Source organism: Mucilaginibacter sp. cycad4 (assembly GCF_034263275.1).
Lineage (GTDB): Bacteria > Bacteroidota > Bacteroidia > Sphingobacteriales > Sphingobacteriaceae > Mucilaginibacter.
Window position 1 is genome coordinate 3,163,490 of the sequence record NZ_CP139559.1, and the last position, 25,898, is coordinate 3,189,387.

Genomic DNA, 25,898 nt, shown 5'->3' on the forward strand with positions numbered 1-25,898 from the left:
AAGGCAGCTTAAAAAATGATAGAATAGGTTAATTTCTTTTGGATAGGGATGATAAGCTCCTGCTTCCCTCCCGCGTCCCGAACCACAGGTTTTGCCCCAGCGGCATCGTCAATGCGGATATAGTACGATTTATCATCAATGGCATATAATCCATTACCAAGCGTTTCGATATTGCCAGATGCCAGGTGATAAAACAGGCCGTCTACTGCATTGGCAAGGGTTATTTCCCGGTGGATGCCCTGGCCTTTATCCATTACATTGCTGGCATCATTTACCGAAGTGCCATAAATATTGTACTTAAATGCCGGAACATCGTCGGCATTCAAAACATAGCCTTTTGGTTTATATCCCGTACCGGCAGTATCCAAAGCCCAGGCGGCATTGGCATCACTCAGCTTTTCGATAGCAGGTACAGGTTTGCCAAGGTATTGTACAGAACCAGCCGGGCGAGATGAGCCATCGCCCCTGTCATGCCACATGGGGGTAGCATCTAAAAAACCACCACGCCAGATCTCTACAATCATCCCTTTATCCAAATCGTAAGTGTAATGCAACAGTTCAGGGCTGCCCACATTTACACCATGGGTAACCCTGATGCCTCCCGGCAAATCGGAAAAACTCCGTAATACGGTGTTTGAAGTTGCATTAATCAAAATAGGATCAACAGGATCATTGTTGCTAACGTTAGCATCGCTCAATAAATACTCGCGAATACCAGGACCTGAAACGGTAAGTCCTAAAGCCGGTTTTGCCCAATCAACAGTTTTTGAGTAGAGTAATTCAAACGGATGATCGCCGGGTTGTAACCGGATCTTGCCCTCACCCTTGTTTTCGGTTAACGCAACCGCATCGGCGCCGTTAATACGCAATGTCCCTTTACCGCCTGGCACATTCAGTTTAAAAGCATATTCACCAGCTTCTTTAACTTGTATATTACCTGTATAACGAATCAAAAAATCATTGCTTAGCTTACTTTGGTTTGATGACAATACGGACGAGGCCCCCTCAGATTCGGGTTTTAGTTTCTTATAACCATTACCCGCTATATCACCACCCTTATAAACCCAATATTTCAAATTTGAAAGTACTGGATGCGGTTTATCATAGCTGATTATCTGAATATTCCGGAAGGCTACCGGCCCATGATCGCCCTGCAAACGCAGCGGACCGGTGGCCGACTCCTTATTGTCAAAAGCACCGCGGGTTGGCCCGGCAAGCTCTACATTATCCTGGATCAAAACACCGTTCAACCAAACGTAAAGCACCTTGGCATTGCTGATCTTTTGCCCGTTGCCATCAAAACGCGGCGCCTGGAACGAAATTTTCATGTGCTGCCACAAACCCGGCGCACGGCTGGCATTTTGTCTTGGCGCATGGCCATCGTAGCCCTGCTGTCCTTCGGGCTTGCTATCGTCCCAGCGTTCGTAAATACCGCCGTTGTCTCCCGATTTTGGGTTTACTGTTCCCCAGCTATCCAGCAGTTGAATCTCGTAACGTCCCTGCAAATAAATGCCGGAGTTTGAGCTTTTAGCCATCATATAATCGAGCTCCAAATCGGCATCTCCGTAAACAGCTTTGGTAAAAAGGTCTTTCGCACCTTTTTTGCCAGGCAGGTTTACCAAAATTCCGTTGCCATCTTTAATGGTGAAAACCTCATCCTGTACAATATCAGCCTGTGCGCTGGCTGCTACTTTCCAGTTGGGTGACGGATTATCAAAAAAAGAAAGATCATTAAGAGATACCGTGTTTTGCGCCCGGAGTTGCTGGCAACCGAGCAGGCAAACACATGCTATCCAAAACTTTTTTCTGCCGAAGAGTTTAGGAGATTGATTAAAGCAATGCATTGATTTTTAATTATAATATGGTTTATTGGCTAAAGCGCATAATAATGCGGCCTTACATTAGCAACGCAAGATAATTAATTTACGCAATCGATTACGAAAAATATTTTAATCATTATGCGGCATAATTTTTCCCGGGGGTAAAATACCTAATTTACCGCCTTTGATTACCCTTGTCATCAAAAACGGTAACGCTTAGCATTTTGTCATTAAGCTGTATAAACCTTGCTGATTGCGACAAAAAAGATGAGCCAAAATAAAATTCCTGTCGCGAGGTTTTGCCGTTTTTATATTTGATCAGGGCATAAACATCATTGGCCTTTACCGGGATAGTTTTTGTTTTATTTTCTGATCTGAAAATTTTTAAAACATCTTTATGCTGACTGGCGGCCAATATTACCTGCCCATTTTTATCGCGGAACTTTACCAGGGCCTTACCATCCCCCGGAATATAAATACCGCTTTGCATAATACTTAACGGTTTAAAGTTGCCTTTGCCGTCACCTTTCAGCATTAAACCGTTGAGCGCATCATAACGCCCGATAGTAGCATCACTGCCATAATCGTTACCATTGATAACTACATCGAGGTTTCCATCTCCATCAAAATCACCGGTTTCCATACCGTTTAATACCGAAACCTGGACTTCAACCGGCAGCGGGATAGCAGTAAATTTGCCATTGCCATCATTTCTTAAAAAGCATGATTGTAACGTATTGGCTTTCAGCCGTAGTGCCCCGCTCTTTTGTTCAGGTGAAAGCACCTCATCCATAGTTGCCAAAGCATACGAGCGATAATTGGTAAACTTTTTTCTCATGCTGATCATTTGCTTCAGCATATCATCGCGACCGTACATAGGAAATTCTTTCTTGTCCCCTTTTCATCAGGCAGAAAAATAGACGGAATCGCGCTGTAGATGCCACTCTTATCAAATTCTTTAGCTGTAATGCAAACAGGATATTGTTCACTGGCTTTAATCAGGCTATTCTCGCCCAGATTCCCTACAATATAATCCGTGCGACCAGTATGCCTGAAATCTCCGGCCACTAACGAGTTCCACCAGCCCAGCTTATTGCCCAGGCCGGATTGAGCCGTGGTATTAACAAACTTACCATGCTCATTTTTAAGGAATGTTACCGGCATCCATTCGCCGGCCATGATCAGGTCGGGCCAGCCGTCGTTGTCATAATCGGTAAACAGGGCATCGCAAATCATGCCTATGTTTTTCAAAGCCGGGGCTACCTGTGCTGTAACATCCGTAAATTTTGCATGGCCATTTTCGCCATCGTTCCGTAAAATAAAACTCGAAACCGGGTTGGGGTATTTCCATGGTTCAACCCTGCCTGATACAAACAGGTCGGGCTTGCCATCTTTATTATAATCACAAGCCCGTACGCAAAGTTTGCTGGTGAGGTTTGAAGGCAAAGCATCAGCACTAAGCGTAAAATTGCCTTTGCCATCATTGATATAAAGCCTGTCCTGGTATTCAGGGCCATTTGCTGCAAATTCGTAACCTCCACTGGCTGCATATAAATCAAGCTTGCCATCGCCGTTGGCATCAAAAAGCAACAAACCTTCATCTTGAAAATTATGGGCAGGATTAATATTGCCTGTTAACAGGTTGCGGCGGTTAAATTTACCATCGGGCATCTGGAAAAAAACCTGCGCCTGATCGTACGCGGTGCCGCCGATGACCAAATCGTCAAAGCCATTGCCGTCGATATCCCCTACAGCCAAAGCCGGATTATACTCCGAAAGTTTATGCGGCAGTAGTTTCTGGATATTAAAATCAAGAAAACCGCTTCCCTTGTTGGTATAATGGATCCCTATGGAGTCTGTTACTTCTTTAAACAAGGCATTTGCGGCTATTTGCGGCTGAATCAGGTAATAAGATTCCTTCGCATTATTTATATCAACCTTTATTTGTTGATCTGTTTTTACGTTAGTCAGCTTTTCTCTTTTACCGTTCGGCCATTTGATCAACACCGAATCTACCGAGGTAACTTTACCCAAACCGAAATGCGCGATACTCTGTACCGATGAAATATATCCCCGGTAGGGATCGTTTTCATATACCTGTTTTTTGTCTTTATCATAAAAGATCTCAACCGTAGCACCTAAGCCGTTAATATTTTGCTTATCCCCTTTAAAACTTATTTGCAGGTAGTGGGTTTTATCAAGCTTATTTTTATCATCGCGCGATGTATTGCGGTAAACCAGCGCCTCGTCATTGATATTATTTACCACCATATCCATGGCGCCATCATTATCCAGATCGGCGTATACAGCCCCGTTTGAAAAAGTTGGCAGGCTTAAGCCCCAGTCCTTACTTACATCGCTGAAGGTAAGGTTACCGTTATTTACAAAAGCATAGTTATGCAGCTTGATTTCGGGAATCTGATCCAAAACTTTTTGTTTGGAGGTAACGGCGTAGGCCTGCTCACGGTAGGTCATGAAGTCATGGTCTGACACATCTTTAGGGAAGCCGTTAGTTACGATCATATCCCGGTAGCCGTCGTTGTTAAAATCGATGATCAGCGGTGTCCAGCTCCAATCGGTTTGGGCAATGCCGCTTAAAAAACCTATTTCGCTAAAAGCAGGAGTGCCAATAGCACCATTCTGCCCTAAACGCGGCCCCTGGTTTAATTGCAGGGTATTGCGCACGTACTGATATTGTGTACCATAAATATCAAAGTTTTGATAGGTTTGGTAACTGTTAGGGCCGAGGATCATCTTTTTGCGATAGTTATCCTCCGGGTTCATATCCAGTTCAACCACATCGGGCAAACCGTCGTTATTGATATCGATAACATCCTGCCCCATGGCGTTGTAGGATGTATGTTTGAAATATTCTTTGGTACGATTGATGAAAGTACCGTCATGGTTGTTGATGTACAGGATGTTGTTTGATATAAAATCATCCGATACATAAATGTCTTTCCACCCGTCGTTGTTAAAATCGACAGTTGTGGCTGCATGGCCGTAGCCATCCAGGTTAATACCTGCCTGCGCAGATACATCATGAAATACACCGTGCTGTAATTTCTCATCCCAATCGTTACGGTATAATCTTCCGCGGCTATGGTTTGCCGTATAATTTGAATTTCCGAATAAATTTGGGTTATAACTTGCTGTGGCGCTGTTTACCGTAAGGTACATATCCAGGTCGCCATCATTATCATAGTCAAAAAAGCTGGCCATGGTTGATTGTGCCCCTGCTTCCAGACCGTATTCTGAAGCCTCATCTTTAAAATGAGGAATCCCATCGCTGCCCTTCCCCTGGTTAACGTATAGTATGTTCCGCCTTTTCAGCGAATCTTTGGTAATGGTATTACAAACGTAAAGATCCGGTAATCCATCATTGTTGATATCAACTACAGCAACACCCCTTCCCCATCGGCCCGCGCCATTTACGCCGGCGGCATCGGTGACATCTTCAAATTTAAAATCACCTTTATTGAGGTATAACTTGCTTGACACCATGTTGCCCGTAAAGTATAAATCGGGTAAGCCATCACCATTAAAATCGCCAACCCCTACGCCCCCGCCGTTATAAATATTCACCAGGTCTAAGGGGTTTATCGAATCGTTTTCGATAATCTCATTTTTAAAATGAATACCGGAATGCGAAGATGAAACCTGCTGAAAAAGTGAAGGCTTTTTACAGGAGAATAAGGCAGATGAACATAGTATAACGATGGATAAAATTTTCTTCATCGACGAAACTTATAATAGTAAAAGGGTTTCTCCCGGTTGGAAGAAACCCTCTTAGCAAAAACAAACTATATTAATAACCCGGGTTTTGAGTTAAATTAGGGTTAAGGCCTATTTCAAACTGAGGGATAGGATACAATTCACGACCGGCAGGTATAGTTACACCGTACACATTCTTAACAAATTCGGTAGCTACACCAGCTCTCCTCAAATCATAAAAAGTTGAATACTCACCGGATAATTCGTGTCTGTATTCACTGTAAATCATTTGCAAAGGATCAGTTATAATTTTACCATCGCTAATGAAAGTTGCCGGAGCAGAGCCACCAAAAGCACGGTCACGGACCTGTTTCAAGGTAGCCAATGCCCCAGCGGCATCGCCTGTACGGGCCTGGCATTCAGCCTTGCTTAACAAAACTTCGCCATAACGCAACAGAACCTGGTTTTGAGCGCCAAAGATCGTTTGATCGCCTGAGTTACCTACCAATGTAGGATCTCTCCAGAATTTTTCGTTATAATAACCGGTTCTCAACTGCGTGTTATCCGAGCCAACCCATGGGCGTGTTTTTGTACCGCAGGTATTGATGATCTTTCCATCATCACCGGTATATTTCGCTTTTACAGCTGGATCTGTGCTTGCAAAACCAGATATTACCAGCGGGTATGATTTAATACCGCCACGCGCTTTTATGCCCGGACTTGGATTTTCATCGCCTGGACCAATAACGGTAGCAATCCTACGTAAATCACCGTCCTGAAAAGAACTTGCCAATGCAGAATTAGCATAATCATAACCAAAATTGGTTACCTCCTCAGGCATACCAAAGGTGCTGATCCAGGCAACTTCATTACTTGCTCCCCAGCTTTGAGTACCGGCTACATCAAACTGTACTTCAAACAGCGACTCAGCGTTGTTTTGCTTGTCGTACTCATTTACATCAATGAAATTAGGCAACAAGGTATACTTGCCTGTTAACTGATTGTATGAAGCTAAAGCATCTGCATATTTTTTAAGCCACATTTGCGCTGCTCCTAAATAACCTAAAGCGGCACCTTTGGTTGCGCGGCCTTTTTCCTTATCATCCAGTTGTTCTTTCCATGGTAACAAACCTGCTGCGGCTGTTAAATCAGAAACAACCTGGGTAAATACCTGATCCTGCGTGCTCCTTGGCGTTAAACCAAGGTTGGTACCGTCTTTTAATTCTAACGGAACACCACCAAAACTTGCGGCCAGATAATAGTAAGTCATGCCGCGTAAAAAGTAAACTTCACCGGTTAACCTATCAGCAAGGGCTGCGGTTAACACACCATTAGCTTTCATTTTTGCTATGATAGGCAGCGCCGAGTTTGCGCGGGCTATACCAACATAAGCACGAGTCCAGAACACTTCGATAGCGCCAAATGTTGAGGGAATTGCGTAGGTATTATAGAACCTGTCGTTACCCCAGTTAAAAAAGTCATGCGATTGAAAATTTGCATAATACCAAATTGACTTTTTTAACAGATCGGCATTTTGATAGGTATCATAAATAGCGTTTACAAGGGCAATGCCATCGGCTGGTTTATCAAACAAAGTGGTTGCCGTAGGGTGCTGTGAATCGGTTTGATCCAAAAAGTTTTTCTTACAGCTCAATGGAAGCAATACTGCCAGTCCAACTGAAAGTACGTATATATATTTCTTGTTGAATTTCATTTCTTTACTGTTATGTTAAATGTTTAGTTAGAAAGTTACATTTAAACCTAAGGTGTAAAATTTTGATGAAGGGTAAGTACCTAAGTCGATACCTGAACCTGTTGGGTTGGTGATAGTAGCCCCTGTAATAGGATCGGTACCGGTGGCTTGTCCAATTTCAGGATCAAGACCGGTGTATTTGGTAATCGTGAACAGGTTTTGAGCTGCTATATAGAACCTGATTTTACTTACACTCATCTTTTTAGTAAGTGCGGCAGGTAAAGTATAACCAAATGTAACGTTCCTTAAACGCAGGTAGCTGCCATTTTCAACATATACGCTTGATGCTACGTTATTGGCGCTAACATCATCATTATAGGTAGCTCTTGCAAAGCGGTTTGACGGGTTAGCTGGCGTCCAGCGGTTTAAATAATACTGCTCGCTAACGTTTTCAACACCCACAAAGCCTGGCGCCTGGAAACTTTCAAGGTTACGCTCCTGGTAATTGAATATCTTGTTACCATAGCTACCATAAAAGAATGCGTTAAAATCAAACGCTTTGTATGACAGGTCGATGTTTAAGCCACCATAAAATTTAGGGATCGGGCTGCCTAAACTGGTACGATCATCGGCAGTGATCTGACCATCACCGTTGATATCTTTAAACTTACGATCTCCGGGTTGTGTAGTAGCTACCTGGTAATGACCTGTAGGCGATTTAGCGTTCAGCGCGTCAATTTCGGCCTGGTTTTGGAAGATACCTACCGATTGGTAGCCGTAAAATTCACCTACCGGCTGGCCTATATTTGTTTCACTAAAGGTTGCCCAGCCATTTGCCGGAAGCGGCAGGTTAACGAGGTTGGTAATAAACTGAGTATTCTTGTTTATGCTTACTAACTTATTGCTAACCGTAGTAATGTTTAAACCTAAACCGTAGTTAAAATCCCTGATAGCATGCCTGTAATTTAAAGCGAACTCAAAACCTTTATTGCTGATGCTACCGGCATTTTGCGTTGCCGATGTAAAACCCGTTTGGGCTGGGGTAAGCAGGTTTAACAAGAAATCTTTCGAATCTTTTTTATAATAATCAACAGTTAAAGTCAAGCTGTTGTTCAGGAATGCTACATCCATACCGATGTCGGTTTGTTTGGATGTTTCCCATTTCAGGTTAACATTATCAAGGTTGGTAAGTGCCAAACCGCTTTGATAGATCTTACCGAACGGATAACCAACGTTTGAACCAGAAGAAGCTGGGCCACCAGAAGTATAACGCGCCAAATATTGGAAAAGGCCGATACTTGACTGGTTACCCACGGTACCATAGCTACCACGGAATTTCAGATCGGAAAGCCAGTTAACATTCTTTAAAAATGCTTCTTCCTTAACTTTCCAGGCTACCGAACCTGAGGGGAAAGTACCGTATTTATGTCCCTGGTAAAATTTAGATGAACCATCACGCCTTACAGTAGCCGTAATAAGATATTTATCGGCAAACTTGTAGTTTAACCTTGCAAACTGTGATGCCAGCGAATAGGTTTGCTGACCGCCGTAGGCAACAAGATTTTGCACCTGGCTTAAATCTCTAATAGCGTTACTTGGTAAATTGTTACCGCTGCCGCCTATCTGTCGGCCGGTATTTTCCTGTTCAGAAACACCACCAACAAAGTCAATAGCATGCTGACCAAATGTTTTGCTGTATGAAATGGTGTTTTCCCACAGCCACTCAAATGTGTTACTTGCATTTTGCGAGTAAACACTCAGCTGGTTTGCGCCGCCTAAATTATATTGCTCGCTCGATCTGTCGTCCTCAGGTTGAAAATAATAACCCGAAAAATCGCTTGTATTGATACCTAAATTACTTTTGATCTTCAGGCCATCAAATATGGTAGCTTCCAACGAGGTAGAACCTAAAAAGTAATTCTGTAAATTTTTGATATCCTGTGTTTCGATAGAGTAAACAGGATTATTCCAGCTTTTGGTGTAGATGTTTACCGGGTTAAAGAAACCATAATTACCTTTTGAATCTTTAATTTCATTGGTAAGCTTATTACCGCCATCAAGTGTTGGAATCAATTCGCTCAATTGTGCTAATGAACCTGTTCCGAATGGATTTTTGGTATTTTGCCTTGAGAATTTGGCGCTTGTTGATGACTTTAACCAATTGCTGATATTATAATCGATATTCATCCCCAGATTGATCCTTTTAAAGAATGAGCCAAGTACAATACCCTTCTGATCATAATAACCGGCAGAAAAAGCCGATTGAATTTTATCATTTCCGCCGCGAATGGCAAGATTATAGTTTTGTTTAAGCCCCTGGCGATAAACCGCATCTTGCCAGTCGACATTGTGCAGGGATGATGGAGTAGTCCATTCAGGCAATTCAGTAAAACCTTCGGCGGCATGTACCTCATTTGCCAAGGTAGCCCATTGCTGCGCATTCAGCACTTTATATTTTTTAGGCTCAGTCTGAAGTGAAGCGTATGCATCCAATGATACCTGCACACCATCTTTTTTTCCTTTTTTGGTTGTAATGATAACAACTCCATTTGATGCCCTTACACCGTAAATAGCTGTAGCAGATGCATCTTTCAATACATCCATAGAAGCGATATCATTTGGGTTGATATTGTTAAGGCCGCCAGTTATTGGGTACCCGTCAACTACATATAACGGATCATTGTTACCCAAACTACCAATACCCCTGATCTGTACGCTAACACCTGCACCCGGTGCGCCATCATTATTAGTCACTTGTACGCCTGACGAACGGCCCTGTAAAGCCTGATCTAATGCCGTTACCGGCACCTTAGCGATCTGGTCTGCTGTAACTGAGCTAATAGCTCCCGTTAAATCTTTACGCTTGGTAGTACCGTAACCAACCACAACAACCTCGGTAAGGGTTTTATTATCGGGCACCAGTGATACGTTAATAACAGATCTGCCGTTTATTGCAACCTCCTGGTTTAAGAAGCCAACAAAGCTAAAAACAAGCGTTTCATTACTACCGGCAGTTATTGAGTAAGTACCGTCGGCTTTTGAACCCGCGGCTTGCGTACTCCCTTTTATCTTAACGGTAACACCCGGCAAAGGTAGCCCGTTATCCGAACCGGTGATCTTACCGGTAACCAGTTTACTTTGGGCATGCCCCGACAGGCTTATCAACACGAATGACAAACTTGTACAGATTAAGGCCACAACTTTTTTGATGCGTAGTTTTCCTCTCATACGTTTTACTTTAATTTGTTAAAATTGGTTTGATGCATATAATCACTTTTTAACAGTTATTGTCAAAGTAATTATACACCAAGTAAATGTACTTACAGAAAACAATCGATTGTAATACAATATGAGTGGTTTTTTGTATTATTTTAACATAAGTAAAAAAGCGCGTGATTTTTGTTTAATCAACTACAAATCAATAAATTAAGAAAAAATAACAATAAAAACAAGCAATAAAATGAAGAAATCGTGTTAAAATAATATCCATAAACGTTAAATATCGCTTAGTTTATAAATGTTATTTTAACAACAATTTTCATTGAAATTGAAAACCATGCCTTGAAAAAATAACTTTTGATAAGGCGCAATGCTTGTTATTATTCCCCATAAACAAAAAAAGGCATCCCGGTTAATACCGGCATGCCTCATAAATTTAAAGATGCTGATTATTTGAGCTTCACAAAATAAATCCTGTTCCTGTCAACCGAATTGGTAGCAGGCAGAATTTTAGCTGCAAAACCATTTTTACCGTTATCAACAACACCAAAATCGTCATCATTTGATATTGCAAGGATATTACCAGGCAATAAAGCCAAACCTTCGGCTTTATCATGAGGATATACCTTTGGCAAATCTTTAAGCAGGTCAAGCACCTGGGTTTTGGTAACCGGGGTAATACCCGCGGCCTGCAAACCGGCTGCATCATTAAGCTCTTCAACAGTTTTGGTGTTATATAATTTACCGTTAGCGCCGTTTGCAGGATCGGAGATATCGGTAGCATTGCTGATATCTATTTTAAATACTTTTTTAAATGTAGCGGGATCGGTAGACGCACCTCCGAACTTACCATCGCGTTCAATAGTTAAAAACGTAGTGGCATTAACAGCGGTTATGTCACTAACACCCGTTAATGACGTATTATCCATAAGGTAAGCATACTGTTTTGTATTGCCTGTTGCAATATCAAAGGTAAGGATGCGCAATACAGTTGAATTAGCAACCTTTGCTTTAGATGGGTTATACATTGGCGATTGCATCATGCCCACCAATGTTTTGCCATCGGGTGTTATAGTTAAACCTTCCATACCGCGGTTAGCCCTGCGGGTGGCGAATACTGCAGGAATTTTACGGCCGCCCGTTCCTGTACCAAAAGGATTGATGCGCTCAATGGTTTTTCCACTTGCATCAAAATGAACAATATGCGGCCCGTATTCGTCACTTACCCAAAAAGTACCGTCGGCCGCTAAAACCAAACCTTCCGAATCAATGCCATCGGCACTTGGAGATAACTGATTTCCGCTAAGATCAAAAGGAATTTCGCCCGAAGCTCCCATTCCGTCCGGGTTTGGTAAACCATTCAGTTTCCCCCCGCTGGCATTTTTTAACTCTATGGTTTGCTCCAGTACCAGTTTATCATCCTTTAACCTGAATTTACCTATCTGCGGATCAAAATCTGGTTTACCGATAATGATGGAATTAGCTGTCTGTCCGGCAACGTTTGAGCCGCGGTCTGTAAGCAGGTAAAACACGTCTTTCTGGTTTGGATCTGCAGCCACTGCCGAACCAAAGCCTCCGTTGTATACTTTCACACCGTCGGCAGTGGTGAAAAGGATAGCCGGGTTTTGTGCCTCGGCCATATCAGGATAGCTGAAAGGGTTTACCTTGTTATCGTCATGGCAGGAAGAAAGGATCACCGCAGATGCCGCGATGAGGCTAAGTAGTTGTTTTTTCATTGGGTGTGCGATTGATTAACTTTTACAAAAGAACCCGTCTTATGTAAACCTACTGTTAATTATATAACAATAATTTAACATACAGGGTAAAATTCTATAGAATCTTAACATATCAGCAACTTAATGTTTTGCAATAATTATGTTACTTACCAATATCATTGCCGATAAAACGTATTACCTCATCTGCTTTTTCATATTTTTAACCTTATGAAACATATTTACCATTATACCTGCAACAACCTTTGGAATAAGGCAAGGCCTTTTGTTTTGGGCATGCTGCTTTGCAGCGGCATAGCTTCGGCACAATCAACTAACCCGGTTATCAACAGCATCATGGCTGAAGAAACCACCAACTCGCAACTGGAAAAACTGGCGCATGAACTGTTTGACGGAATCGGCCCGCGTTTGGTTGGCACGCCGCAAATGAAACAGGCCAATGATTGGGCTGTTGCTAAATACAAAAGCTGGGATATTCAGGCTAAAAATGAAAAATGGGGCGAATGGCGCGGATGGGAACGCGGCATATCGCATATTGATATGGTGTCGCCAAGGGCAAAATCATTAGAAGGCACCCAACTGGCCTGGAGCCCGGGTATGGGTAAAAAAACTACTATCGCCGAAGTGATCATTTTGCCTGATGTGGCCGATTCGGTGGCTTTTCAGCAATGGCTGCCTAATGTTAAAGGCAAGTTTGTAATGATCTCTATGCTGCAGCCAACCGGCCGGCCCGATTATAACTGGCAGGAGTTTGCCCTGAAAGAATCGTTTGATAAAATGAAGGCCGAACGTACCGCCCAAACCGATGCATGGAAAAAACGCATCAGCAAAACCGGCTTCACCAATAAAACATTACCCGTAGCATTGGAAAATGCGGGCGCAGCAGGGATCCTGACCAATAACTGGTCGGCAGGTTTTGGGGTTGATAAGATCTTTGCTGCCTATACCAAAATTGTGCCTACGGTTGATATTGCATTGGAAGATTATGGCATGCTTTACCGCCTGAGCGAATCGGGCGACAAACCAGTGATCAGCATTCATTGCGAATCAAAAGAATTAGGCGTGGTGCCAACCTTTAATACCATTGCCGAAATCAAAGGAAGCGAAAAGCCGAACGAATATGTAATGCTAAGCGCCCATTTTGATTCGTGGGATGGCGGCACCGGCGCTACCGATAACGGCACAGGCACCCTAACTATGATGGAAGCTATGCGTTTGTTGAAAAAATTCTATCCGCACCCAAAACGTACCATACTGGTAGGCCATTGGGGCAGCGAAGAGGAAGGCCTGAACGGCTCACGTGCTTTTGTTGAAGACCATCCCGAAATTGTTAGTAATCTGCAAGCCCTGTTTAACCAGGATAATGGCACCGGACGTGTAGTGAACCTTACCGGCCAGGGTTTTGTGGAAGCTAAGGATTATTTAAGCAGATGGCTTGCCGCTGTACCGGATACCATCAAAAACCGGATCAAAACTGTATTTCCTGGTCAACCAGGCGGCGGTGGGTCTGATTTTGCATCGTTTGTAGCTGTTGGTGCGCCCGGCTTTTCTCTGGGTTCGCTTAACTGGTCGTACGGGTCATATACCTGGCATACCAACCGCGACACTTACGACAAGGTGGTTTTTGACGATCTGAAAAACAACGCCATTTTAGCCGCCATCATGGCTTACATGGCCAGCGAAGACCCGCAAAAAACCGTTAATACCAAAACCGAAGGCATTAAATGGCCGGCGCAGATTAAAGCAACGCGCCGCGGCGGACTGGATAAGTAAGCTGAAGATGGGATATAATAAAAAAACCTTATTCGCATTCCTGATGCTGCTCTTAAGCTTTAGCCTGCGAGCACAGGAAAACAATAAAACCAAATTTGTGCACCCTGGTATTTTAAATACCAGGGCCAGTTTGGACTTCATCAGCGCACAGCTAAAAGCCGGTGATACCATGCGTACAGCGGCCTACCAAAAGGTGCTTGATTTTATTAAAGATCATGAGTATCCAGCTTCATTTCCATCAACCATCGTAGTAGGTTCAAATGGGGCTACATCGCCGTCAAAAACACAGATCAGGAAAGATTGTGAGTTGGTTTATGCCTTTGCATTGGCCTGGGCTGCTACCGGTAATACAGACTATGCCCAAAAAGCAATTGGTTTACTGAACGGTTGGGCTTACGCCTTTAAAGATTACGGCCTGCTGGAAGGGAAAACCAATCCAAACCAACCCGATCTTGAAGCATCATGGACTACCCCGAGTTTTGTTGCTGCCGCCGAGATCATCAGGTGTTATAAAGTTAAAGGCAAATCTGCCGGATGGGCTGCTGCTGATATTGAGCAGTTTTGTAAATATCTTATTAACATAAAGGATAATTACATTAACAAGATCCCGGATTATAAAAACAACTGGGACGCATCAGCAGGTTATGCAAAAATGGCAATCGGGGTATTTTTAAATGATGAGGCAGCTTACCGGGAGGGCTACGATCTTTTAGTAAAAGAGTTACCCAACATCATTCAACCAGACGGGACCCTGCCTGAGCTATGCGTGCGTAAAGACTGTGTGCATTACCAATATTCGTTAACGGCCTATACGTATGCTGCTGCAATTGCCAAAATAAGGGGAGATAACAGTTTATGGGAAATCGGATCAAAAAACATCAGTCTTGGATATGATTTTATGCGGAAGGCCTACGAGCAAAAAACCGGCTGCGATTACTGCAACTTAAACAGCCGCATTTTTCCGGGTGTTGAGGTTGCTTACGGCCATTATAACACCGATAACTTAAAATATTTAAGAGGCTTACAAGCGCCGCTCGGCGTCCCTATCGATAACACCTTTTTAGGTTTTACTACTTATACCCATTACAAGATTAAGGGGTTATAAAAACAACTCAACAAAAACGCCGCCCGAAAAAGGCGGCTTTTTGCTTTAAGCTACCGAGTGTTTTTCCATCGCCGGTGTATATTTGCCATCACGGGCTATGGTATTGATATGGGCACGCTCGTAAAGTAACCTTTGTGCTTCTTCGATATTTTCATCGCTTCCGCCCCATTTTTCAAGAGCAGGTTGCTGCACTGCTCTTGAATAGGAGAATGTTAAGGCCCAGGGCATTTTATCTTTGAAACGTATGTGCATAGCGTTTAACCGTTCGGAGGCCAGTTCGGGAGATTGCCCGCCCGAAAGGAATGCGATGCCGGGTACCGAGGCTGGTACACAACGCAGAAAACAATTGATAGTAGCATCGGCTACCACATTTGCGCTATCCTGCTGTGCAGCTTTAATGCCTGGCACAATCATATTAGGTTTTAAGATCATTCCTTCAAAATTCACCCTTTGCTGGTACAACTGGTTAAATACAGTATGCAAAACCTCATTGGTTACATCGGCACAGGTTTGAAGTGAATGGTCGCCATCCATTAAAACTTCGGGTTCTACAATGGGTACTATGCCGGCTTCCTGGCAAATGATTGCGTAACGGGCCAGCAGAAAAGCATTGGCTTTGATACTGCCGCTCGTCGGGGTATTTTCACCTATCGTAATCACCGCGCGCCACTTGGCAAAACGGGCACCCATTTTATAATATTCGGCTAAGCGTTCCGGCAAGCCGTCAAGGCCCTCGGTTATTTTTTCTCCCGGGAAACCATCCATATCCCGGGCACTTTCATCTACCTTAATGCCGGGGATGATCCCCTTCTCCTTCAATATATCGATAAACAACTTACCATCCACGGTACTTTGCCTTATTGTTTCATCAAACAAAATAGCTCCGCTTATTGCTTCTTCCAGCTTTGGTGTGTTTACAATCAGGTCGCGGTATTTGCGGCGGTACTCCTCCGTTTGAGGGATATTCAACGCTTTAAAACGTTTATTACAGGTAGCGGTGCTTTCGTCCATTGCCAAAAGGCCTTTATTCCCGGCCATCAGCTGTTTTGCGATATTTTTCAGGCTTTGCAGTTCCATAAGTAAATTGCTTGATTGTTGCTGAATAACACAAGTTAATTCATACTTGTTTTAAGCGGGGCAGGTAATATTGCAGGTTTACTTGTGGATGACTTTAGCAGGTAAATTGATGCAACAAATCAGTCGTTAGTACTTATCACAGCGGCTTACAGTCCAAACCCTTCAGGCACAAAATCAAGAGAAACAGAATTCATACAAAACCTTTTATGTGTCGGCGGCGGACCGTCATCAAATATATGCCCGAGGTGTGAATCACAGCGGGCGCAAATCACCTCGGTACGCTGCATGCCGTACGAGTTATCTTCTTTGTAGATCACACTGTTTTTGCGTACCGGCTCATAAAAGCTTGGCCAGCCGCAATCACTTGCAAACTTAGCATCCGAGCGGAAAAGCTTGTTGCCGCAAACGGCGCAATAGTACGTGCCCTTGGTATCTTTATTCCAGTATTTACCGGTAAACGCGCGTTCTGTTTCCTGTTCTCTCGCGGTGGCGTACAAAGCAGTCGGCAGGATCTTTTTCCACTCGGCGTTGGGTACATTCAAATGCCGGGTATCGGTATTGGAGTAATAAGGATTGTTTTCGTGCCCTTTTATAGTTTTGGACTGCTGCGCAAATACACCTGTAGCTAAAAAGAACAGGGCTGCTATAATATATGCCGTTTTCATTATTGCTTGAGTTTATCTTTAAACACCTTTTTAAATTTTTCTAACTCGGGTTGGATCACATATTTACAATATGGCTGACTGCCGTTCTGGTTAAAATAGTTTTGGTGATAGTCTTCAGCTTTGTAAAAAGCTTTGTATGGAACTACCTGTGTTACTATCGGATCTTTATAAGCTTTTTCGGCATTCAGCCTGGTGATGTAATACTGGGCCTTTTGCTTTTGCTGAGCATTATGATAAAATATAGCCGACCGGTATTGTGTGCCTACATCATTACCCTGCCTGTTTAATTGCGTTGGGTCATGCGCCACAAAAAATGCAGCCAGCAACTCGTCATACGTGATTTTTGCGGGGTCGTAGATAATATTGCAGGCTTCTGCATGACCGGTTGTACCGGTACAAACCAATTCATAGGATGGGTTGGCCACATGCCCTCCGGAAAATCCGGAGATCACTTTTTCTACCCCTTTTAGTTGCTGAAATTTGGCTTCGGTGCACCAGAAGCAGCCGGTAGCAAAAGTGGCGGTATCTAATACTTTTTTACGGGCAGATGCCGATACGGAGAAACAAACCGTTAACAGCACGGCTATTGAACAAATTATTTTTTTCATGTATAACATATAGATTTTAATCCGATGCATATTTATAGCAACTAACGTAAAAAGCACAGGTAGCGTTGAGCAAAATTACCATATTAATGCTTTGTGATAGTTGTTTGACAAAACATGTTGTTTTCCTTTGAAAGAATAAGGGAAATTTAAAACATTTTGAGATTTTGATAATTGTATCAATATCAATTAACCTATTAAAATTTCCGTCATGAAACATGCATTCATTTTTGGGACTACTATATTTTTGTGCGAGCAAAATACGCTTACTTATAGCGATGGGCTTAGTAATATTGAGTTTTTGAGGATCCTTTCATTTTATAATGAGCAAAAAGGCAAAGTGCTTACCGTCGACGCCAATATCAACGCTCAAAACGGCGAAACTATCAGGATAAGTGCTAATGCCAATGAAAACAGCGCTAATATCCGTCTTGATGTAACTAAAGGCCGCATTAAGATATTCCAACCCGGTCATGATGAGCCTGTACTGGATGTTTACCAGTTCGACCCACATGAATACCCGGGCTTATCAAGCCATGTGCTGAATGAAATCCACGCGCAGCACCCTGATCATGTGGTCACCATTAAAGGCAATTTCTTTGTTGGCGGGGCGCATTTCCTGATCGAAAATGAAAAGATGTTCATAGATAGCAATGGCTATGCTAATGGTGTAGTGAATGCACATAATGGGATAATACTGTCGGCTGCTGTGGCTTGAAGGGTTATAGGGGTTTATTCACTGTCCGAAGTCAGAGCTTCAGACAGTGAATAGTGAATAATAAAACTACCGTCATGTTGAATTTGTTTCAACACCTCACTCGCTAAGCCACATGCTAAGCGAATCGCCTGCCTTTCTTATGGGGTGCTGAAACAAGTTACCCATGACATAATTAAAAAAATTCACCGGATTTAAACGCTCTGCATGACTTGCTGAGTTAGTAACGTATTTTTATTGATTTTCACTCAAACACACTCTTCGCCTTCTTAATAGTTTTTTCCAGGTCGATGCCTTTTGCCAGCACACCTTTAAAAAGGTCGCCGGTTTCTTTAAGGCGATCAATGGAATTGAAAATGGTAAAATCTTTCATGGTGAGGCCGGGTTTAACTTCGTCCCAATGCAGGGGCATGGAAACGGTAGCACCTGGTTTGGGCCTTAATGAATACGGGCCGGCAATGGTAGCTCCCGGACGGTTCTGCAAAAAATCAAGATACATTTTACCATTTCGTTTGGCTACCATACGTTCCAGACTTGTATAATCGGGAATTTGCTTGTGAACAATGCCCACCACGAGGCGCGCAAACATTTGCGACTGATCGTAATCATACTTCGCCCCCAGCGGGATATAAATGTGCATCCCTGTTGAGCCCGATGTTTTACAACACGACGGCACATCTACAGCATCCAATACTTTTTTCACTTCCAAAGCAGCCGCAATAACCTGGTCGAACGTGTTTTTATCCGGGTCGAGGTCGATCACACAGTAATCAGGATTATCCGGAGATTTCACCCGGCTAAACCAGGGGTTCATTTCAATACACCCCAATGATGCCATCCACAGTAAATAAGATTCGTCAGACCCAACTAAATATTCTTTATGCTCCCCTTCGCTGGTGGTGTACGGGAAAGTTTTAGTGATCCAATCGGGTGCTTTACCTTTCACATCCTTTTGGTAAAAACTTGGCCCATGAATACCATTGGGAAACCTGTTGAGCGACATTGGCCTGTCTTTTAAATAAGGTAAAATATATTCAGCGGCCTGGTAATAGTAATTAAACATATCCCGCTTGGTTACGCCATCTTCGGGCCAGTAAACTTTGCTCAGGTGTGTAAATTTGAGCTCATGCCCGCAAATTTTGCGTACCTGGGTTTCGTCTTTCGGATTAAGCAGGGTTTTCCGATCAGTATTTTTCACGGGTTTAATGGCTTTAGCGTGTGTATCATTATCAGCTCCTTCGGCCTCCTCTACCGTTTCTGCTGTAGGTTTCGGAGTTTCCAGTACAACGTCCTTTGTCTTTTTATCGGTACGCATCCCTTTAAAAGAGGCTTGTCTGAATACCCCATCGCCGGTTACCTCGGCAAATGCCACCTCACAAACCAATTCGGGTTTAAGCCAGGTGGGTTTGGCCCCTAAGCGCTGCGGCCTGAACCTTGACGGCTTATCCACATCAGGCTCCACCTCAAACGGACTTTTATCGGTAATAAGCGGCTTAAATTGCTCCATCATCTCTTTCTGCAGTTTATCAGAAAAGCCTGTACCCACTTTACCGGCATACTGTAGTTTGCCCTTATCATCATATAAAGCAAGTATCAACGCGCTGAACGATTTGGAGGTGCCGGCATTTTTGGTAAAGCCGGCAATGATCACTTCCTGCCTGCGGTGAACTTTTATTTTGAGCCACTCTTTTGAGCGGAGATCGGAAGTATAAACACTGCTGGCTTTTTTAGCGATGATACCTTCCAGGCCAATCCTTTCGGCGGCGTTAAAAAATTCGATCCCGCCGGTATCAAAAACTTTGCTTTGGCGGATGCGATCGTCATTGGTAGGAAGAACCGCACTTAGGATAGCCTGGCGTTGTTTAAGTGGCAATCCCATCAGGTTTTTGCCTTCATACCAAAGGATATCGAAAACATAATAAACCAAATTGCCATCGGCCTCGCTCCGCCAGTTTTGCAGCGCTCCAAAATCGGAGACTCCCTTATCATTCAACACCAGGACCTCGCCGTCAATTACAGCATTGATCTGCCAATCTTTCAGCAATTTATTGATGGGATAATATTTATCGAAAGGAAGATTATTACGGGAGATAAGCTCCGCTCCTTTCTTGTCGATCATGGCAATAGCCCGGTAACCATCCCATTTAACCTCGTAAAGCCAGTCGGGGTCATCAAAGGGCTCATCTACAAGAGTGGCCTTCATTGGCTTTATCTTAGTCGGCGCTTTTGATTCAGGGGCTTGTTTAAGCAGTTGCTCAACATCAAAATCCTCCGTATCGATGGTATCTACTTTCTTTTCCAGTTGTTCAACCGGTTCGTTCAGGGCTTTTTTTTTACCTGTTTTTTCAGGTTTTTCTACATCCTCTTCACGCCCGTGCTGCCAAACCTTTTCGCTGGTTTTTTCCATACTTTCGATGGTTTTGCCGGATAGGATAGATTTATCTTCTTTGGTAATGTCTTTAACCGAAGCAAATCGGTCATTATGCTTAATGAGCAGCCAGCCATTTTCGCCCATACCATGGGTTTTAACAAGGGCGTATTCACCCTCCAGCTTTTCGCCATGGAGTTTGATTTTCACCGAGCCGGATTCGAGTTGTTTAAGCAGGTGTTTTTCCTGTGCTTTTTTGCCTTTGATTTCTTCAATGGGTTCATAAGTGCCCTCATCCCAAACTATAACGGTACCGCCGCCGTATTCACCTTTGGGGATCAGGCCTTCAAAATTCCGGTAATCAAAAGGATGGTCCTCAACCATCATAGCAAGGCGCTTAACTTTTGGATCGGTTGAAGGGCCTTTAGGTATGGCCCAGCTTTTAAGCACACCATCCATTTCAAGCCTGAAATCATAGTGTAAACGCGATGCGTCATGTTTTTGGATCACAAACATCAGGTGGTCCTTATCTTTGCTTCTCCCCGCTTTGGGCTCAAGGGTTTTGCTAAAATCGCGTTTTTCTGCATACTTTTCCAGGCTCATAGTGGTGCTATTTGTTGTTCAAAAACTTGGCTACTGCGGCTGCTGAATTTCCAACAGCACGTACTGCTGTTTTTAACCTTTCGGGGCGAACACCAAATTTGTTTGCCCAGTACTCAACCTCATAATTTTCGCTGGTATTGATGAGGCTGTTGTCATGCAATCCCGCTTTGTTCCTGTTGTTCATGATTAGTTTTATGATTGATATATTAACAGATCGGCCAATTAAAGGTTTGATTATTAATTAATAAATTATTGTAATAAAATTTATTAATCAGCATATTTTAGTCCCATCCGTCGCCCTGTTCGGCGTAGTTTGGCATCATCATGTAAACCAGTATAGCAAGGCAGGCAAGCAATACCAGGCGGGTTATCCAGAATATAAACATTTCCATAGTTGATTTTTTCAGATGTTTTTAATTCAGTTTGTTTTAGAACTTATACACACGGCATGCCATTTATTAACTATTTAGATACCAGCAAATTACATCAATACCACTAAATTAAAATTCACTATATTTCGAGTATTGACGATTATATAACGATTATTAGCCGTAAATAACCAATACAATTATTAATAACATAACCAGTTTTTAAATTGTATTCAGGGCAGTTTTCAAACAACAAAGCCTGAGAAGTAGAACTTCTCAGGCTTTTAGATAAAACGCGCAAAGGGATGCTACGATCAGGCTTTTATGTTTTGCCTGCCGGCCTTATGCCCTATTGTTGAATAAAAAAGAATAAACAGATAAATAGGAATAAGCAAAATATAGGCAGACTGCGCCGAAAACTTCTCCGAAAAATAGCCGTAGAGCGGAGGTAAAACAGCGCCGCCTGCAATACCCATAACCAATAATGAAGATGCTATTTTGGTAAACCGGCCTAAACCGGCCAATGCCAGCGGCCATATAGCCGGCCACATTAACGAATTGGCCAAACCAAGCAATGCAATACAAAACACCGATGCATAGCCATGAGTTAGCAACGTTGCAATGGTTAAAAGGATGCCCAAAATTGCCGAACCTACCAACGCTTTCTGTTGTGTGATTAGTTTCGGGATACAGAAAACACCAACCAGGTAGCCCGCAATCATGGAGATCAAAGTACATGATGTAAAAAACTTAGCTGTTGATAATGGGATATGCTGAGAAGTGCCGTAAAGTGAAATTGAATCGCCGGCAATAACTTCGGCACCTACATAAACAAACAAGGTTGCTACCCCAAGCATCAGATGCGGAAACTGTACAATACTTGTTTTATTGGTATTTGCCGCAGCTACGGTTTCGTCTTCATGCTCGGTGTTGATCTCCGGTAACGACGAAAAATAAATAAGAATGGCCAGCAAAATCAAAACTACCACCATGATGCTGTAAGGCATAATCACCCTTGATGCCAGCTCATTTAACTCCAGTGCCTTTTCTGTTGCACTCAAAGTTTTAAGTTTTTCGGTTATCGAATCAATATTGGCAAGTACCACCGTGCCCAAAATTACAGGAGCCAAAGCGCCGGCAATTTTGTTACAGATCCCCATAATACTGATCCGTCGGGCGGCAGTTTCGGCAGGCCCTAAAATAGTGATATAGGGGTTTGAAGCGGTTTGTAACACAGTTAGTCCGGTACCCTGAACAAACAGGCCGATTAAAAATATCCCGTAAGTACGGCTCATTGCAGCGGGGATAAATATCAATGCGCCTAAAGCCATTACAAATAAGCCTATGGCCATTCCGTTTTTAAAGCCAAACTTTTTGATGGTTTTACCTGCAGGGATGCCCATAACAACGTAAGCAATGTAAAAAGCTGTAGTTACAAAATATGCTTCCCTGGTACTCAGCTCACACGCTATTTTTAAGTAGGGAATGAGTGTACCATTCATCCAGGTTACAAAACCAAAAATGAAAAATAAGGCCCCGATAATAACTATCGGGTTTATCGCTGATTTTTTTACCGGCGATTCGAGTACTGAACTTGTTGCCTGGGCCATAGTATGTTGTTTAATTAGAGGAATTTTACTTTAAATGAATTTTATCGTTCCAAAAAACTGCGACAAATGAAAATCAGGCACGGGGCTGTCTATGTTGCTCCAGCTTATAAAATGTGGTTGGGGCAGGTCATCGCCGCATTTAAAAAAGTTTGCTTGACTGGTAGTTCCATTTAATGTTTTGATATCATGATAAATAAAAACATCAAAAGGGACCAGCAATGTCAAATCCCAGGTATTAAAACCATCTGTATTTTCAGCCCAATTGATATTACTCAGGGCTTTTATGCTGCTCACCCGATCATCGGGAACCGGGGTCCTTCCGTGGCGGTCTTCACCGAAGCCTACCAGTGCAGTCCCGAGGGCATTAAATTCCAGGTTGTAATATTGGCCATCGCCAAAACTTATAAAAAATTCAACACAGCTGTCTTTATAAACAGGGTCGTTTACTGTTTTATAAGTCGCGCTGGTATGTTGCTCTTTTACAAAATACTTTAATGCGATACCATCCCCGGTATGTGCTATTGAAAAACTAACCGATGGAAAATATCCTGTATCACTCCATAAAAGATTATCGATAGCGTACTTTTTTCCTTTTTCGAGCAAAACAGATAGCTCATCAAGGTTATTTTCATTGTAAGTACCCGGAATAAAGGGGGCGTAAACTTCCTTCACTATGTTTTATAAGATATTTTTTTTCAATTTACCAAAAGCGCATTCCAAATCAATGAATAACGTTGAATTAACATCCCAATGTTAATTTTTTTACCAAAATAAATAAAAAGTTTATAAATTTTTTAAAAATCTACATTTACTTATTAAAAAAATATAAAAACTTTTCAAGCCAGGTAAATCCTGACAAGCTGCATATAATTTCCCCTTCACTTCTGTTCAATAATTAGCTACCTTGTGCTAACCAATTTGTTATGAAAAGAAAAACTTTCATTCAATTAAGTACTACCTTGATGGCATCTCCCTTATTATCATCACTCGAATCATTTGCACAACAACCCCGCCTGCAAAACTGGTCGGGCAATTTAACTTACAGCACGGGCAATGTATTTTACCCCAAATCGGTTGAAGAAGTACAACAACTGATTAAAAAACACGATAAAATAAAAGCCCTGGGCACAAGGCACTGCTTTAATACCATTGCTGATAGTAAAGATAACCTGCTCTCCACACGCGACCTGAACAAGGTGGTATCACTTGACAGGCAAAATCATACTGTTACTGTTGAAGGCGGGATAAAATACGGCGAACTTGCGCCATACCTGCATAAAGAAGGCTTTGCCCTGCATAACCTGGCCTCTTTGCCACACATTTCAGTAGCAGGGTCAATTACAACGGCCACACATGGCTCGGGCGTAAAAAACGGCAATCTTTCAAGCGCGGTGCTTGGTTTGGAGATTGTTAAAGCTGATGGAAGTATTGTTCATCTTTCAAAAACAAAAGATGCAGCTAAGCTAAATGCAGCAGTGGTTGGGCTTGGCGCCTTAGGCGTAATCACTAAAGTTACATTGCAAATACAGCCAACTTACATGATGAAGCAACATGTATTTACCGGCTTGCCTATGAGCGAATTAAAGCAGCATTTTGAAAAAATTGTTTCGGCCGGGTATAGTGTCAGCCTGTTTACCGACTGGCAAAGCCACCATATTAACGAGGTTTGGATAAAAAGCCGGATAGGTACAGATAAAGATGAAAACCTGAAAGAGTTTTACGGGGCAAAAGCGGCTACCCAAAACCTGCACCCTATCATAGCGCTCTCTGCAGAAAACTGTACCGAACAAATGGGCGTTCCCGGCCCCTGGTATGAGCGGTTGCCGCATTTTAAAATGGGGTTTACACCAAGCAGCGGCAAAGAACTGCAATCAGAGTTTTTTGTGCCCTTTGATCATGCTGTGGAGGCTATTGAAGCTGTGGCGCGATTAGGGAAGCAGATTGGCCCGCACCTCTTTATTACCGAGATCCGTACCATTGCCGCTGATGATTTGTGGATGAGCCCTGCGCATAATCAGAAATCGGTGGCTATCCATTTCACCTGGAAACAGGAAACAGAAGCCGTCTTGAAATTACTCCCTCAAATTGAACGGGAGCTTTCTCCGTTTAAGGCAAGGCCGCACTGGGGTAAGATCTTTACCATTCCGGCTAAAACATTAGCGGCACGTTACGAAAAGATGGATGCTTTTAAAGCTCTGGTTGCCGAATATGATCCGCATGGAAAATTCAGGAACCAATTTTTAACACAAGAACTTTATAATTCCTGAAATTAAAGCTTATGGCTGCTGCCTGCGCGGGCGCTTTGCCCTAACCGGCGCAGCTGCTTCCTGTTGCTCATAACGATTGTTTTCGCGCGGAAAGCGGGGCTTATTATAACCTTGCGGCTTTACTTTGTTAAAACCAGCTTTGGGTTTTGAAAATTGCTGCTGTTGCTGCGGCTGGTGCTTTTGCTCAGCTACCCTCACGCTTATTTCACGCTCATCGATAGTAGCACCGTTCATAGCGTCAATTGCACGTTGAGCGCCTGCCTCATCAGTCATTTCTAAAAAACCATAACCTTTACTAATGCCGCTGTCTTTATCGGTAATTATCCGCACGGTACTTACCGTGCCATAAGCACTGAACAGTTCAACAAGTTCAATTTCTTCCATATCTCGTGGAAAACCCACGATAAAAAGCTTAATCATACTTTACTATGTAATTGCAATAGGTAACCAGTCAGCAAATATAGTGCACAAAAATGGTTTAGCCTATTGCTCAACCGTCTGTTAAAGGCTTATTTATAAAAAAAGCGTTCCGGATCGCATCCCGGAACGCCAATTTCACACTA

Annotated in this window: 18 protein-coding genes; 4 read left to right on the plus strand and 14 right to left on the minus strand. The window is 42.9% G+C overall.

The features are described from left to right. Nucleotides 1-8: 8 nt before the first annotated feature. From SNE26_RS12680 to SNE26_RS12705, 6 genes are all read right to left on the minus strand, one after another. Entirely contained in the window at nucleotides 9-1,844 is a 1,836-nt protein-coding gene (locus SNE26_RS12680; RefSeq protein WP_321559724.1) for a family 16 glycoside hydrolase, read from the minus strand. Nucleotides 1,845-1,995: 151 nt separating this feature from the next. Then, the gene (locus tag SNE26_RS12685; protein WP_321559725.1) at nucleotides 1,996-2,658 is read right to left on the minus strand and encodes a VCBS repeat-containing protein; all 663 of its coding nucleotides are present in this window, start codon (nucleotides 2,656-2,658) and stop codon (nucleotides 1,996-1,998) included. A gap of 14 nt (nucleotides 2,659-2,672) precedes the next feature. After that, a complete protein-coding gene (locus SNE26_RS12690) occupies nucleotides 2,673-5,558 on the minus strand; it encodes a VCBS repeat-containing protein (RefSeq protein ID WP_321559726.1) in 2,886 nt (961 codons plus the stop codon). Between the two features lie 70 nt (nucleotides 5,559-5,628). Then, complete coding sequence (locus SNE26_RS12695) at nucleotides 5,629-7,248, minus strand: RagB/SusD family nutrient uptake outer membrane protein (protein WP_321559727.1); 1,620 nt, start codon at nucleotides 7,246-7,248, stop codon at nucleotides 5,629-5,631. 27 nt (nucleotides 7,249-7,275) lie between these two features. Next, complete coding sequence (locus tag SNE26_RS12700; RefSeq protein ID WP_321559728.1) at nucleotides 7,276-10,455, minus strand: TonB-dependent receptor; 3,180 nt, start codon at nucleotides 10,453-10,455, stop codon at nucleotides 7,276-7,278. A gap of 440 nt (nucleotides 10,456-10,895) precedes the next feature. Next, a complete protein-coding gene (locus tag SNE26_RS12705) occupies nucleotides 10,896-12,182 on the minus strand; it encodes an esterase-like activity of phytase family protein (RefSeq protein WP_321559729.1) in 1,287 nt (428 codons plus the stop codon). 207 nt (nucleotides 12,183-12,389) lie between these two features. On the opposite strand from SNE26_RS12705, the gene SNE26_RS12710 reads away from it, so the two are divergent. Then, entirely contained in the window at nucleotides 12,390-13,952 is a 1,563-nt protein-coding gene (locus tag SNE26_RS12710) for a M20/M25/M40 family metallo-hydrolase (RefSeq protein ID WP_321559730.1), read from the plus strand. 7 nt (nucleotides 13,953-13,959) lie between these two features. After that, entirely contained in the window at nucleotides 13,960-15,057 is a 1,098-nt protein-coding gene (locus SNE26_RS12715) for an alginate lyase family protein (protein WP_321559731.1), read from the plus strand. A gap of 45 nt (nucleotides 15,058-15,102) precedes the next feature. Here SNE26_RS12715 and SNE26_RS12720 read toward each other — a convergent pair whose 3' ends face one another. From SNE26_RS12720 to msrA, 3 genes are all read right to left on the minus strand, one after another. Beyond that, nucleotides 15,103-16,134 (minus strand): class I fructose-bisphosphate aldolase, encoded by a 1,032-nt coding sequence (locus SNE26_RS12720; protein WP_321559732.1) that lies wholly within the window; start codon nucleotides 16,132-16,134, stop codon nucleotides 15,103-15,105. 146 nt (nucleotides 16,135-16,280) lie between these two features. Then, complete coding sequence (gene msrB, locus SNE26_RS12725; RefSeq protein ID WP_321559733.1) at nucleotides 16,281-16,799, minus strand: peptide-methionine (R)-S-oxide reductase MsrB; 519 nt, start codon at nucleotides 16,797-16,799, stop codon at nucleotides 16,281-16,283. After that, on the minus strand, nucleotides 16,799-17,407 hold the full coding sequence (gene msrA, locus SNE26_RS12730) for a peptide-methionine (S)-S-oxide reductase MsrA (protein ID WP_321559734.1): 609 nt from the start codon (nucleotides 17,405-17,407) through the stop codon (nucleotides 16,799-16,801). Before msrA ends, msrB begins: the two co-directional genes overlap by 1 nt. Nucleotides 17,408-17,615: 208 nt before the next feature. Between msrA and SNE26_RS12735 the strand changes: the two genes are divergently transcribed. Next, a complete protein-coding gene (locus SNE26_RS12735) occupies nucleotides 17,616-18,122 on the plus strand; it encodes a hypothetical protein (protein WP_321559735.1) in 507 nt (168 codons plus the stop codon). Between the two features lie 241 nt (nucleotides 18,123-18,363). Here SNE26_RS12735 and ligD read toward each other — a convergent pair whose 3' ends face one another. The 4 genes from ligD to SNE26_RS12755 all read right to left on the minus strand — a co-directional run bounded on the left by ligD (nucleotide 18,364) and on the right by SNE26_RS12755 (nucleotide 23,740). Next, on the minus strand, nucleotides 18,364-21,090 hold the full coding sequence (gene ligD, locus SNE26_RS12740) for a DNA ligase D (protein WP_321559736.1): 2,727 nt from the start codon (nucleotides 21,088-21,090) through the stop codon (nucleotides 18,364-18,366). Nucleotides 21,091-21,097: 7 nt separating this feature from the next. Continuing rightward, nucleotides 21,098-21,274 (minus strand): DUF3606 domain-containing protein, encoded by a 177-nt coding sequence (locus tag SNE26_RS12745; protein WP_175489907.1) that lies wholly within the window; start codon nucleotides 21,272-21,274, stop codon nucleotides 21,098-21,100. A 498-nt stretch (nucleotides 21,275-21,772) separates the two neighbouring features. After that, entirely contained in the window at nucleotides 21,773-23,068 is a 1,296-nt protein-coding gene (locus SNE26_RS12750; RefSeq protein ID WP_321559737.1) for a sugar MFS transporter, read from the minus strand. A 30-nt stretch (nucleotides 23,069-23,098) separates the two neighbouring features. After that, nucleotides 23,099-23,740: a carbohydrate-binding family 9-like protein gene (locus SNE26_RS12755; protein WP_321559738.1), complete on the minus strand. Its 642-nt coding sequence runs from the start codon at nucleotides 23,738-23,740 to the stop codon at nucleotides 23,099-23,101. A gap of 251 nt (nucleotides 23,741-23,991) precedes the next feature. Between SNE26_RS12755 and SNE26_RS12760 the strand changes: the two genes are divergently transcribed. Next, nucleotides 23,992-25,335 (plus strand): FAD-binding protein, encoded by a 1,344-nt coding sequence (locus SNE26_RS12760; RefSeq protein ID WP_321559739.1) that lies wholly within the window; start codon nucleotides 23,992-23,994, stop codon nucleotides 25,333-25,335. A gap of 9 nt (nucleotides 25,336-25,344) precedes the next feature. Here the strand turns inward: SNE26_RS12760 and SNE26_RS12765 are convergent, their stop codons facing one another. Then, the gene (locus SNE26_RS12765) at nucleotides 25,345-25,755 is read right to left on the minus strand and encodes an RNA-binding protein (protein WP_321559740.1); all 411 of its coding nucleotides are present in this window, start codon (nucleotides 25,753-25,755) and stop codon (nucleotides 25,345-25,347) included. Nucleotides 25,756-25,898 lie beyond the last annotated feature (143 nt).